Here is a 13,407-nt window from a genome sequence, read left to right on the forward strand (position 1 = left end):
GGTGCGTCTGTGTAGCAAAAAGGAGGAGGAACATGAGGAAAAAAATATGTATTCTACTAGTGCTACTCATGGGGTTTGCGATCGTTGCTTGCAGTAAACCTCAAGCTGAGAAGCTGAACACAATGACATTGCAAGAACTCTATCCAGGGGATATTGCGAATGTGGATTCCATTGAGATTACGGATGGTAGCTCAGGCGAGCGGAAAATGTTCTTTAACCAAAAACAGATCCTAGAGTGGATTGATCAAATAAAAGACATGAAATTCGAGCCTGATTCGAAGCAAGAGGAGAGAAGTGGCTTCCTGTATTCGGTATCTTTGCGGGAAGGTCACATGAGTAAGTTGGGATTCACTCCGAATTCGCAGGGCGGACATTATTACATCCACAACGAGGAATTGACATTAAAAATTCAAAAGTTGTTTGGAAACATGGATTCCCATAAATGAGAGGTGAAGGCGTGTTACGAGTCTTAAATCGGTGCTATTTTACTATTATTCTATACATAATAAGCCAAGCACCCGATAAATAATTATAGTTACGATTAAATCCTAGAAGGACGGTACGATAATGAAAAGTATTACACGTATGACTGCTTGCTTGGTTTTAGCCGCATCACTATTGGGTTCTACAACTGCAATAGCCGAATCCGAGATGCAGGAGCAGAATGACAAAGATATAGCCACTTTGACGTGGAGAGGAATTCCAGCAGTAGACATGAACGAGCACTGGGCCAAGCGTCTCTTTCAATGGGGTATCTCTGAAAATATAATTAATGGATATTCGAATTACAACCTTAAGCCTGATCAAGTAATAACAGAGGCTGAATTCCTCAAGATGTTATACAGAGCAATGGGTATGGCTATTCCAAATGCAAGTGCAAATAGTGCATATCTACCCAGTGAGAGTTGGACAGAAGGTCTCTACAGGGTGGCTAAACTATACAACCATCCGACAACGGGAGAAAACAACTTTGCGATGAGAATGAAGCCCATTACTAAACTACGTGCTGCAGAAATTATCAGTGCAACTCAAGGCGTTCATTATACTGGCCAATATGCTGTTGCCTATCTGATCGGACATGGATTATCCAACAGTGAAGCTAATTCTCCAGAGCAGTTTGATGAGGAAAGTACGCTTACGAGAGCAGAAGCACTTCAATGGATACGTCAGCTTGCTTTTCATGGAAAACTTAAGATCGATGTGAGACCAAAAGTTCCTACAGATATTAGTCTTCTTCCTGATCTAATGGACATAAATTCTGAAGTGATTCCTGATTTTAGTACGGAGCCCGTTACTGATGAGGATTTTAGTTTGTACATTCTTGGCGATGTTCCAGAACTTAGATTTGGAGACTCGAAAAAATCAATTGATGAACAATTCGGAGAATCTAAAGGAAAGAATATATTTGATTCTGATACATATCCGTTATTCACCGCACACTTTAACCAGAGTGGAGAGTTAGATGGTTGGAGTATTGACTCATACATGGATGATTCCCCTTATAGAGCTTTTTCACTACTCACAAAAAAAGGGATTGTGTTGGGTGAAAGCACCTTGTCAGATATTATAGATCGATATGGGTCAGCTGGAGTGAGCGGCAAAGGGATCATAGAGTATTTTTATAAAAGGATGAGCGATGGCACCTATGAGGATATTTCAATTTATGATCCAATCCAAAATATTGAAGACGTGTATACGATTACGTTTATTGTCGATAATGAAACCCAGGTACTCTATCATGTAATGGTAACATCTTTAAAGGTTGCTTTAGGTTATTCCTAGATCCTTGTGTTATTTAAAATCACGGAAAACCAAAGAAGCAGCTGATGAATATAATCGGCTGCTTCTTTGATTCAACTAACAGGAAGATTAGCGTAACTCACCATTATTTGTTGGGGTTTAAGAGATGGAGCTCATAAAGAGTGAAGAGCCAGTAAGTATACGAAGTGAACACTTGTGAAGATGTATTCTAAAGGAGTCATAATAGTAATTTTGTGGTTATTATGATTAGTGTATCGGCTAAGCCTGTTCTATCCCAATTTACAAATGCTAATGATACGATGAATCAAAGCCATCGTGATATAATTAAGAAAATTCAACGTCTATTAATGAGATATACATATGGAGTGCAGCCAAAGATGAATAAGAATCTAAAAGATATAATTTGCAGGTTAAAGATAAGCTTGAAAGAGGATCCAAATGGGATAATAGTTGGTGAGTTAAATGAGGGGATCTCTGGTATTCAGTTTGAGTTTAATTCTGTTCATCTCACTCAGTACATTTCATTTCTAGAAAAAACAAATGGTGCACGCTGTGGGGCGATTGATTTTTGGACCTATGAAGAATTACCTGATAATCAATTTAGGGTAAGCGAATTCCCTGAGTTTATAAATAGGTGGCTTGAGATAGGACAAGTGATGTATAAACCGCTTTTTATAGACAAGTTTTCTGGTTCATTAATTCTAATAAAAGATGAGGGGAGGTTCCAAGAATTTGAAAATTTAGATACGTTTCTTTTGAATTTTGTTTTCGGCAAGAACTATGAGTTAATAGTTCCGGATGTTGAAAAAGAAGAATGGTTTCAGTTTCTTATAAGAAATGAGACTATGAGTTTTCTCTAATAGCCTTATGACAAGACGGCATGCCTACATACAGGTTTAAAAGTAGACATTGTGACCAAACGTTCAATTTTTGGCGGCTAAAATTACACCTCAGAGTCGAGAAAAATCAAACAAAAACAGTTACAGGCGAACTAAGCTCCGAACAATTCAGAATCATAGCTCCCTGTAACTGTTTTTGATGTAGAGTACTTTTATTGACTTGGTCGGAGTATTTTGATGTCTGGCTCCATCAGCATTTTGTTCAACAAGGGGCCGTAGACATCGTAATGTGCCAATGAACGTCCTGGAAAATAAGCTTCTAGAATTTTCATCGTATCATGCTCTTTCCCTCCTGAAATGTAGAAATCTCGCATAACGTCAGATATTAATCCATCGTTTTCAGCTTCAAATAAAGTACCATCCATGCTTTTTGCAAACCAGTTCGAGGCTTCGAAACTTGCATAAGGTATCCCTGCTTCTACAAAGAGCATATGACTTCTACTTATTCCATTTGAAGGAGAAAGTACAGAATACTTTACGCCCGGAGAAGGGTTTGAGCTTGTCCATGGGTTGGTATATATCGTATTTTCGCTAATTTCGGGTCCTTTGCCATGTGTGTTGTAATATCCATCTAGCGCCTCTGTATCAAATACATTAATTCCTAATTCTAAGGCTTTGGAAACCGCTAATTTATATGCTTCCGTATGTACAACAGAGTTATTATTTGGATCGGTTATGCCTCCATAAACATTGGGGTAATCACCACGGGCGATATTATCGATATTGAGTATGAAAAGAGTATTCTTCTTATCTGCTGCAGTCATTTTCTTTGCATAGTACTCTGATCCCTTATTAAATTGTTCAATATCAAAAAAAACAAATTTTACGGTATACGGCAATTTAACTGCGTGAGGAGATTTCTTGTCTACTAGCTCCTTGATTTGAGCGAGCATTAATGCTACCCCCGAAGCGTTATTCGAATATCCTGATCCGTCATAATGGGCACTAACAATGATTTGTTTGCTAGGATCTTTCCCTTTCAGTGTGACTTCAATATTCGAGCCTTTAAAAAATACATGATGTCCCCACGGCGCAGAAATTACGCCAGTAGTGTCTTTTTGTGTGTTGAAATTTTGCTCATAAATATATCGAGAGTCTACGCCAATTTCTCTTAGCGTGCTCCTAATCCATCGTTTTGTCTGTCCATGAACTTTACCATTTCCCATGGAATTATCTGTAGGAGAGGCTGAACTATCTTTAAGGTGTTCACCCATATACTCCAGATATGTTTGTGCATTTGTTGCGATGGAAGAAGAGCCTGAAGCCAATGCATTTCCAGGAACCGCAATAACCAGCAGAATAGCCAATAGAATACCCTGAACCTTTAAAATATTTTTCATATTTCCTCCTCAAATCAATTCGTTCTTCAAGTTCTACAAAAGCCTTACACCGTACGTTCTATTCATACTTAATTACCGTTAATTTTTGAGAGCGGCCTCCCAAAAACATACTCTATGTACTAGCAATGTTTAGTACCTAGCTTGTTACTCTGATAATTCACCTCACAATTTAGAAAATGTAATTCATCTTTTCATTAAAGATATCCATCTAACACTGGTAGGATTAGGAATATTGTATCACATATCATAGTTCTTAAGAATCACTGAATAACTAAGAAATGGGGAGGACGGTGGAGAACTATATTAGATAGGCGATACTTGTTAAGCTAACGGGCAGAGTAGTTTCGGTATGTGGTATGATTTGATTGATGGAGTAAACGAAAGGTGCTACATGAGTCAGCATCGGCCAACAAAGGTGAGGATAACGATTAAGGGAGTGAACTATATTGAATGTACAGCATGCCTATTTACGACAAATTCAGCTCAAAAGGCACGAAGTCCCCACTTATAATCGTTAGCCCTTTAATTTGGCAGTCATTCGAAGCCTAAATACTCTTGATTTCCACCCCAAGGTAACCTATATCGTAGGTGAAAATGGGATGGGCAAATCAACACTGATGGAGTCCATTGCTGTTGCATGGGGATTTAACCCGGAGGGTGGGACGATCAACTTTTCCTTCTCAACCCAGGCTACTCACTCGAGCTTATATGAATATATACAATTGATCAAAGGACCGCGACGCCCGCGGGATGGCTTCTTCTTCCGGGCAGAAAGTTATTATAATTTAGCCACGACGATCGATGAGTTGGACAGCCAGCCTTCATTGGGTCGCCCTATTCGCCCTATTAAAGATTCGTACGGTGGCAAGTCCTTGCATGAGCAATCGCACGGAGAGTCGTTCTTTTCCACGTTCATTCATCGATTCGGGGAGAATGGATTATATATACTGGATGAGCCTGAGGCAGCATTGTCTCCCCTTCGCCAAATGGCGATGCTGACACGAATCCATGAACTTGTTTTGCAAAACTCTCAATTTATTATTGCGACCCATTCTCCAATCCTTATGGCATACCCAGATTCGATTATTTACAATTTAAAGCCGGATGGTATCGAGGTCCAAGTATTGGAAGAAACCGACCATTTTATGATTATGAAAGAGTTTGTGAATAACAAGGATAGGATGCTCAGAGAGTTATTTGAAGAAGGTCAAGATTGAATTCACTACTATACCATGGAAACCTACAGCTTAAGAGAGGTCGTTTTAAAGGAAAAGATCTATTGTCAAGATTAAGCTCACGGGCAGTATAGTTCTAGTTATGTGATATAATTTCGAACTAAGGTATGACTTTTGCTATCGCCTGTAAATACAGTTTCGATAAGGATTTGATGGTGTCGTTGCGTTCACAGTGAAAACCAAACTTCTTAAACATTATCAGGAAACCTTAGGCGCTGTAGTTATCGGGGGCCATCCTATTGCGATTGAAACTCCACAGGCTCATGTACTGGTAAACAAATACTTTGAATGAGGTAGGTGCACATCATGCACAAGATAGATAAGTACATTGAGGCTTTTGAAGAGGCCGGGAACATTGGAAACGGTGCATTTGTCGTTCCTCCTCAAAACGACCTCGACAAATGTCTGATGAAGGAGTACCTTCAAAATAAGAAGGAAAAGGCTTCTCAAAAAGGTTAACCCTAGCAAGACATTATTCCCTAAGGGAAATAAATATATTTGATTAAAATTTAGGTCTAGCATTTATGCTAGCCCTTTTCTATTTTGATGGTAAGAGGAGATGAAGATTAACGGTTTTTTGTTGCAGTGATAAAAAGATAATAAGATATTGTCTAGGGACAAACATTGTGTCATTTCGGATTAGATTGTTATCTAAATATAAACATGACAGAACTTATGTAACGAGATAAAAGCACAAATTCACTTTCTGAAGGCAAGAACTCAGTTCCATTGCTGAAAAGATTAGAAACATGGTATCACTGTCGATTAGAATATTTTATCTGTTGCATTAAGCTAACGGGCAGATTAGCGCAACAAGTTCAACTTTAAACACATTACTCTATTGCTCTATACCGTGGTAATATATGTACATATAAATAAGTTCGGAGTGATTTCTAATGTTTATAATTAAATATGAAATCTTTGAAGATGATATCCATGAACTTAGAGAGATAGATTTCCAGACCTTTAACCAGGAGTATAATCAAATTTACGGTTGCTTTACCCTCATCGTAAATGGGATTGAATATCTACCTTATCCTTTACCTGAAATGAGACTAGAGACAAAACGCGTATATTCTGAGCTAATACTGACTCACTTTGATTTTCTTATCGATGTGTATTATCAACTTCCAAAGAACAACTACGTCGCTTTAAAATATAATGAAAACCATTGGACTTGGCTTGAGTTCATTAAAGAAGGAAATGAACTTATTGTTAGTGAGTTAAATTATGAAATTCATGAGGGATCGTCGCTACAAACTGACAGAGAATTATTTATAAATGCAATAAAAGAAAAAATTATTAATGAGAGAATACAGTGGGCAGATTTTGAAAAGGAACTTATTTCAAAAACCAAAGAATTTTTTAAAACATTACAAGAGATAAATGAGAGTATTATTGTCTCAAATTGTTTTAAACAGATTCGATCATTTGCTTTAGAGCATTAAGCTAACGGGAAACGATAGCTCAATACTCTAAAAAGGTAACCGATCCTCATTTTCTATGTTGGGCTGTCGGTGACATAAATAAGTAAAAAAAGAAGTGGTGACTCAAGATTGGAACGCAAAAATCAAAGCAGCCCGCAGCGAAGGTATTCGCGGGGCTGCCTTTTCTATTGTGGTTATAAGTTGTAATTAATGCCTTCGCCAGCGCCTGTGCGGGCGTTGATGTATACATGAGAAACGCCTTCGATCTAGTGACGGGAAATGCATATACGAGCTTGTCGTTGCGGAGCTCTAGCTTTGGCTTACCCGAAATGTTAACTTTTGGGCCAAGCTTCGCGGAGGCTTGCTCCGCTGTCAGCTTCGGGTGAATGGGGAAGGTTTTATTGTAATGGGTAAAATACTTAGACGCATCAAAGCTCTTCAACACACCGGAACGGCGATCAAATTTCCATACGACTTTCATCTGCGGAATGGAGACTTGCTCCCTTACTGGAATATACGTGAGATAAATGGAGGTATCTTTTATCTCTTTCGCTACCAATGTCAGACGTTCGTCAGACCAGCGCACCATCCAAGTGTCGGCAACCGCGATAACCTGCTTTAAGTCCATAGATTGCTCTGCAGCTTCTTTTTCGGAGATCGAGCCCTTGCGTCTCACTTGGAGCACGTGTCCGCTTTTACTTAGTGTTGCAATATAGGAGCTGGTTGGTTTCCCATCGGTGTCCGATAACTTGAAATCCATGACTTCTCCGAACTCGGGGCCGATCCCGCCGGAGGACATGTGGACGATTTGCTTACCTACTCCTTTATTCCAAGCCTCGCCCATGAAAATTTTCGCTTTGGCCGCAAGCTCCGTAGCCTTGTACGTGGTTTCCCCGGCGAACACGGTTCCTGGCTTCAGAGGTATGTAAGGATTCTGGTTGTACAGGAACTCGTTAAAGGCTTTATTGCCGGACGTGAAGACCGAGTCGAGTTGAGACAAGGCCTCTTCCATTTCGGTCGAAATCTGTTGTATATATGATGAAGAGGAATCAACAGCTTTCTTTCTCATCTGTTTGAGATACGGTAGGGCGGTCTTCGCGAACGTTCTCAAACGCTGAATTTGTTCTAATTGATCCGGGTTGAGCGACATTCCCTTCTCGCTCGCGGGATAGGCCAAGTAGCGGCTGCCTTCCGTGATGAACCACTCATACGAAGACCAAGTTGGAAAGTTCATTGTAGCAGATGCGCTCCTTACATATTGCAAGATAACATTGGCACTTTCAATCGCAGATTGGAGGGCAGCTTGTCGATCTGTAAACGTAGGTGCCGCAAGGGACTTCGCAAGCGCATAGTCGAATTCGCGCAGGTAGATCGATTGCATATGCGACCAGTATTGCGTATTTCGCTGTTGTTGTTGCTCCCATTGTTGATTATTCTGATGTTCCGTATAACTGAAATACGTGCCCGCTAATGTTGTCACGCAAAGCAAGCCAATGATGGATTTGGTGCGAACATTCATGTCTATTAAAACTCCCGTCTTTGTCTTCATAATGCTTATCCACTTTAACAAAGATGAGAATACAGTTTAATGAGTAAATTTTACCAATACAATCGCTAGTCCATTGCACCAACTCTGCATGCATGAGGCTGATGAAAAGCACATTAGAGGTGGGGAATAGTATCATTAAGGCGTTAGATTCCTATTTTGAATTATCTCTTCAGGAACGCCAACAGTGATGACTTCAAGTGTCTCATAGTTAATGAGGAGGAACACTTCTGTATCTTTATCTTCTGCTAAATGTCCATAAAGCCCAACGTCCGTTCCGAGATCGGGGGGATTCAACTTTTGGCGTGTAAATTCAACGTTGAGATCGTACTTTTCTTTTAAGTGCGTTTTTCCTGCTTCTTTAGCCTTGTTGATGGCTTGAGTATTTTCGTGTGAATCAGACAAAAAGTAACAACCTCCCATGATTAGGACAACACAAACAAAAATAAATATATTTATAGACTTACTTTTTCTTATAACGTCCACTCCTTAAATCTATTATGGTATGGATATATTACTATATATTAATTTTGAGCGTACATAGAGGAGACGGATGTGACCCCTTACAGGTCTGCAATGAATGACCCAACGTCTTCTACGTCACGACGAGCAATGCGCTGTAGACAATCGAATACGACAATAAAAGAACTCCGCAGACCCACTACATTTAAGGGTATTGGAGTTTTTTTAGAGTCGACCTGTGAAGGGATTTATCTTATAGGTGTTGTGCATGTGAACAAGTTTTTTTCTCACATTGTTATCATTCTTTGTGTGGAGATACTTCTTTACAAGTCTGTACCTGAAGACGAGTAGACTCATCCCCTGACGCGACTGGGCTATCAAAAACCGTCATTCCTAACATTTTACAAAAAAGAGAATTTATTTTGATATAATAGAGACTTACTTGTTAATTACAATGTTCAAAGGAGAGTAATAATGAAGTTTCGATGGGAAGTCGCTTTTTATGTTGCCGTGTTCCTGCTTGTCCTATTTATGAGTTTAAATGGGTATTCAAGAATCCTGACAGTAGGGGTTGGTATGGGTGCAGCCCTAATTGCGTTTATCATCCACTACTTTTATCCTTTAGCTCTTGAAAAGCGTATGGATCGTGTGGAGTCCTTTTTACTTATTCAGAAAAATACGCCTGAACTTTATATTAATTATGTGCTTGCGAATAGATTCGAGGATGAATCAAGAATGGTTATGGAGCAGATTATGAACAAACATAAAAAGGAAAAGGCACAAGCAGTGTACAAGGCAGCTTATGGGGTTTATCTCAAGAATATGAATGATGTTCGGGAAGCTGTGCCGCATATCCGCTTTTCGGATTACCGTACATATTACGAAACCCTTTTGTTATCGGAGGATGAGAAAAGTACTGAAGCACGAGAACGTCTTAAGTCAATCAAAAAGCGTTGGATGAGATCAGCATTACTCGCGGAAATAGAAATTAAAGCAGGTCGCCGCGAAAAGGCCATCCAGCATGCTAGGGAAGCAGTTGATACTTCAAGAGGTGTCCATCGTTATGTGTTACATAAAGAATACGAGAGAATATTGCCCGAAGCTGTTGGGACTGTATTATGAATGCAAAACGTTTAGTCCGAAATGTTCCCTGCTTCGATGATTTAACCATGCAAACAATAAAGTACCTTTTGGGGGCCTTATAATGAACAAAGAAAAAGTAATACAACAGCTCGAACAAGTGGGTCTAAAAGCATACAGCAATGCTATTGCCAACTGGATTTTCCCGACGGCTCAACTATTCCTGAAGCCTATGTCCGGTTCTGATATTTCTTTGGGAGGAAGTAAGGTAGGCGGTAATCCAGATCTTCCAGAAGACCTAGAATGGCCAAAATGGAAAGAATATGATATGACCTTTATCTCGCAAATTAATTTGGCAGATTGCCCACAACACATGTCTCTTCCTAGGAGTGGGATCCTATCCTTTTTTTATGCTGTTAAACCTATGCATAAAGACATGGAATTTTATCATGATCCCTCCACATGCCGAGTGTTCTACTTCGACTCTGACCGTCTCAAAAAATTAGTACGAAGAGACACGCCCGATCGTTTAACTGCCTTAGAAAAAATAAAGCCTAACGAGATTGTATTTGAATCTAAATTTTCAGTACCAGCCTCTGAGTCAGCTTATCTAGAGAGCCTAGGGCTCGGCTGGAATGGGAACTTAGAGGATTTTGAGAAGTATTGGAGATTATTTTTACCATATTGGAGTACAAAAGGGTACATTAACCGACTTATGGGCCATCCCGATCCAATTCAGGGAGATATGCAAGTTAGTTGTGAGCTAACTTATGGACCGCATAAGTGGATTGAAAACAATAACCCAGAGATTCGAGATCAAGTTATACATTCTGCACTAAAGTGGCGATTACTTCTCCAAATTGATTCGGAAGAAGAAAAGACGGGGATGATGTGGGGAGATGTTGGTAGAATTTATTACTGGATCCATGAAGATGATCTTGCGAATTTATGTTTTGAACGTGTAATTTGTGTAATGCAATGTACGTAAGGGTATAGAAGCTCAATAAAAATATGAGGTAGTTGTGTAACGCGATCGGCTGTTTTTTATGCGGAAACATGGGGAGGAGAAGCGAATGGATGAAAGAATCTTACTGTTTTTGAATGAAACATATCCTATTCATTTTTATGCTGTAAAAAGACATAACTAATGAAATGTACCGTTGCCAATCAAACAAGGGTAGTTTCTATGTTTGAATAACGAATTACAAGACATATCAAGAACAATTGCAAGAAGTGATGTGGACCAATTGTTTATATAACCAAGGTGTAGGGGTACCCGAGGTCATACCATTTAACAATGATTTACTAATTGAAAAAATAATACTAGATGTAGAGAAGTTGGCCGTTTCATTTCAGTCTGCATCGGGAATTCTTCTGCCACGTTCAAAATGGACTGCATTTAGACTACTTGGACCGTGATTTCATAACCCGTAAGCCGCTTCGGTATTATCCATATTTCCCGCACGAAACAACATCCAATGTTTCCGGAATCTAGATGATTACAATTTCCTTTACCGTTTTGACATCATCACTGGTGCTCAATAACGGTATTGATATCACACGTGAAAGTATCACTTCAGACTTTGATTTCGTAGATCGTTTCCCTGATTATATGGCGTAATATTAATACATTTGAGGTATACAGTAAAAAAAGGAATCACAGATAGGTTGTATAATATACAGCATTGGGAGCTTTCACCGAGAATAAAATCGGCTTTCTGATCGAATTATGCCAATCATAGAAGCCTGAAGGCAGGAAGATGGATTGGATATAGAAGTCTAATGGTCTTTTATGGAAAAACAAGGTCTAGAAAGCCACTGCGCGGATCTGATGCTCTTTAATCAGTATTTATGGCGTAAAGTCAGGGAGCTGGAAGAAAATGAATCGGCGAATCTTAGGTGAATTGATCAGGTTTATCAGATGCTCAAGGGCATTAGTAAGATATTTGAGGTTAGAGCCGGACACAGCACAATAGAAACAAACTCTATATATTTTAAAACAGAAGATTCTATTTTCTGGAATGGGTGCTTGTAGGGAGAATGCATGTTGGATGACATATATTTCATTATTATCTGAAGATAAGCGCAGTAAAAAAGGCATCTCCTGAAGGGAGAGCACTGAAAAACGATTACAGAATATGTAAGTGAGGCTGATGAGCGAATCATCAGTCTCTTTTTTTGCCGCCTGCTTTATTAATTCACCGCGGCAATATGATATAATTAATTGAGGTGACCATAATGTTAGAACTTAACAAACAACAAACGCTCTCCTTTCATAGCGAGCTATATAATTTCATTCCCCAAGATCATTTACTCATTCGGATTCATCAACTTATCGACTTTTCATTTATTCTTGAATTTGTTCAAGAGCAATATAACCTCTTTTATGGCAGGTGTGCGAAAGATCCCGAGATGTTGTTTCGATTGATCTTCATTCAAAAGTTGTACAACCTCTCCGATGAGAGAGTCATTGAAGAAACCAAAGTTAATTTGGCGTACAAATGGTTCATTGGGCTACCCGGAAGATCCTTTGCCCGACTCTTCGCTGCTTTCTATCTTTCGTGTTCACAAAATTGGGGCCGGTGAGGTTGAAAATCTGCTGACTGAGGTCGTTAAACAATGCGTAGAAAAAAGGCTTGTGAAATCGTCGGCTATCCTCGTGGATGCAACCCATAGCTATTCTAAATATGAAGTCTCTAAACCGCTTCAAGTCCTGAAACATGCCGCCAATCGTTTACAGCGAGCGGTCAAAAAGCATAATAGCAAACTGCTAAAGCAGTTGCCCAAAATGCCTGAATTCGAGGGGGAAACCGGGGATAAGGAAAAACAGGCACTTGCTTATCTTGCTGATCTCGGCGATACCGTGGAACAACTGCTTCCCGATGCCGAAGGATCGTTGAGGTCACGTCTGGAAGAAACGAAGAAGATTGTAAGCGATGAACGATTATTAGCTTGGAAAGGGGTACAGTCGGCAATTGATCCTGATGCCCGGTTTGGCTGGACAAGCGCGACGACCTCATTTTTCGGCTACAAAGAAAGCATTGCTATGACCGAAGATGGCATTATTACGGCTATGAAAGTTGAGCCGGGCAACGCGAGTGATCCTAAAGCATTCCCTGACCTGATCAAGCAAACCGCCGAAACCGGACTCGTAGTAGATGAAGTAATCGCGGATAAGGCCTATGGTAGTTTTACAAACCTCAAACTTCTCGCGAAGGAAAACATAATTCCTACCATTCGGCTGAATGAAATGATGCTGTACGGGCATCAAGACGAGCAACGTGAGAAGTTTGTTTACCACAAAGATAGCAGTCGGTCGAATGCCCGAGAGGGCATCACAGTATTCGCAAAGCGAAAATGGGACGTAAAAATGGGAATGAATGCCAGAGGTTGACATTCTTTTTTGACGTTGATAAATGCAAGGCATGTCCGCTTCAAAAAGGCTGTTACAAACCAGGATCGGATTCCAAGACATACTCGGTTCCCATCGTGCCCGATTTTAAACAAAAGGCGGTGGAGTACCATGAATCTGAATCCTTCAAGCTACGGTACCGGATGCGGTACAAGATTGAGCAGAAGAACCATCACGGTCTGGCGATTTCACAGTTATAGCCGAGGCCTTCTTGGCATGCGAATACAAGCAGTCCTGACCGCCAT

Annotated in this window: 13 protein-coding genes and 1 pseudogene; 11 read left to right on the forward strand and 3 right to left on the reverse strand. The window is 39.9% G+C overall.

Features of this window, described 5'->3' with window-relative positions; all coding sequences use genetic code 11:
• The first annotated feature begins 32 nt into the window (after positions 1-32).
• The 3 genes from WFI24_RS23145 (at position 33) to WFI24_RS23155 (ending at position 2,621) form a co-directional block, all read left to right on the forward strand.
• A complete protein-coding gene (locus tag WFI24_RS23145) occupies positions 33-446 on the forward strand; it encodes a hypothetical protein (protein ID WP_336764500.1) in 414 nt (137 codons plus the stop codon).
• Between the two features lie 121 nt (positions 447-567).
• A complete protein-coding gene (locus WFI24_RS23150) occupies positions 568-1,782 on the forward strand; it encodes an S-layer homology domain-containing protein (protein WP_336764501.1) in 1,215 nt (404 codons plus the stop codon).
• A gap of 356 nt (positions 1,783-2,138) precedes the next feature.
• The gene (locus tag WFI24_RS23155) at positions 2,139-2,621 is read left to right on the forward strand and encodes a hypothetical protein (protein WP_336764502.1); all 483 of its coding nucleotides are present in this window, start codon (positions 2,139-2,141) and stop codon (positions 2,619-2,621) included.
• A 191-nt stretch (positions 2,622-2,812) separates the two neighbouring features.
• Here the strand turns inward: WFI24_RS23155 and WFI24_RS23160 are convergent, their stop codons facing one another.
• Positions 2,813-4,000 (reverse strand): M28 family metallopeptidase, encoded by a 1,188-nt coding sequence (locus tag WFI24_RS23160; RefSeq protein ID WP_336764503.1) that lies wholly within the window; start codon positions 3,998-4,000, stop codon positions 2,813-2,815.
• A gap of 476 nt (positions 4,001-4,476) precedes the next feature.
• Here WFI24_RS23160 and WFI24_RS23165 point away from each other — a divergent pair.
• The 3 genes and pseudogenes from WFI24_RS23165 (at position 4,477) to WFI24_RS23175 (ending at position 6,683) form a co-directional block, all read left to right on the forward strand.
• Positions 4,477-5,217 (forward strand): annotated as a pseudogene (locus WFI24_RS23165) (AAA family ATPase).
• A gap of 324 nt (positions 5,218-5,541) precedes the next feature.
• Positions 5,542-5,694 carry a hypothetical protein gene (locus WFI24_RS23170; protein ID WP_336764504.1) on the forward strand — a complete coding sequence of 51 codons (153 nt, stop codon included), beginning with the start codon at positions 5,542-5,544 and terminating at the stop codon, positions 5,692-5,694.
• Positions 5,695-6,131: 437 nt separating this feature from the next.
• A complete protein-coding gene (locus WFI24_RS23175; protein WP_336764505.1) occupies positions 6,132-6,683 on the forward strand; it encodes a hypothetical protein in 552 nt (183 codons plus the stop codon).
• 46 nt (positions 6,684-6,729) lie between these two features.
• Here the strand turns inward: WFI24_RS23175 and WFI24_RS23180 are convergent, their stop codons facing one another.
• Together WFI24_RS23180 and WFI24_RS23185 are read right to left on the reverse strand one after the other, a co-directional pair.
• Entirely contained in the window at positions 6,730-8,142 is a 1,413-nt protein-coding gene (locus WFI24_RS23180) for a hypothetical protein (protein WP_336764506.1), read from the reverse strand.
• Between the two features lie 204 nt (positions 8,143-8,346).
• Positions 8,347-8,613 (reverse strand): hypothetical protein, encoded by a 267-nt coding sequence (locus WFI24_RS23185; protein ID WP_336764507.1) that lies wholly within the window; start codon positions 8,611-8,613, stop codon positions 8,347-8,349.
• A gap of 531 nt (positions 8,614-9,144) precedes the next feature.
• On the opposite strand from WFI24_RS23185, the gene WFI24_RS23190 reads away from it, so the two are divergent.
• From WFI24_RS23190 to WFI24_RS34560, 5 genes are all read left to right on the forward strand, one after another.
• Positions 9,145-9,792 (forward strand): hypothetical protein, encoded by a 648-nt coding sequence (locus WFI24_RS23190; RefSeq protein WP_336764508.1) that lies wholly within the window; start codon positions 9,145-9,147, stop codon positions 9,790-9,792.
• A gap of 82 nt (positions 9,793-9,874) precedes the next feature.
• Positions 9,875-10,738: a YwqG family protein gene (locus WFI24_RS23195; RefSeq protein ID WP_336764509.1), complete on the forward strand. Its 864-nt coding sequence runs from the start codon at positions 9,875-9,877 to the stop codon at positions 10,736-10,738.
• Positions 10,739-11,988: 1,250 nt separating this feature from the next.
• Complete coding sequence (locus WFI24_RS34555; protein ID WP_442956250.1) at positions 11,989-12,336, forward strand: transposase; 348 nt, start codon at positions 11,989-11,991, stop codon at positions 12,334-12,336.
• On the forward strand, positions 12,221-13,144 hold the full coding sequence (locus tag WFI24_RS23200) for a transposase (RefSeq protein ID WP_442956251.1): 924 nt from the start codon (positions 12,221-12,223) through the stop codon (positions 13,142-13,144). Before WFI24_RS34555 ends, WFI24_RS23200 begins: the two co-directional genes overlap by 116 nt.
• Positions 13,108-13,362, forward strand: a complete 255-nt coding sequence (locus WFI24_RS34560; RefSeq protein WP_442956252.1) for a transposase — start codon at positions 13,108-13,110, stop codon at positions 13,360-13,362. The genes WFI24_RS23200 and WFI24_RS34560 overlap by 37 nt, the downstream gene beginning before the upstream one ends.
• Positions 13,363-13,407: the final 45 nt, after the last annotated feature.

Origin of the sequence: Paenibacillus sp. USHLN196, assembly GCF_037144955.1 — a bacterium.
Taxonomy (GTDB): domain Bacteria; phylum Bacillota; class Bacilli; order Paenibacillales; family Paenibacillaceae; genus Paenibacillus; species Paenibacillus xylanexedens_C.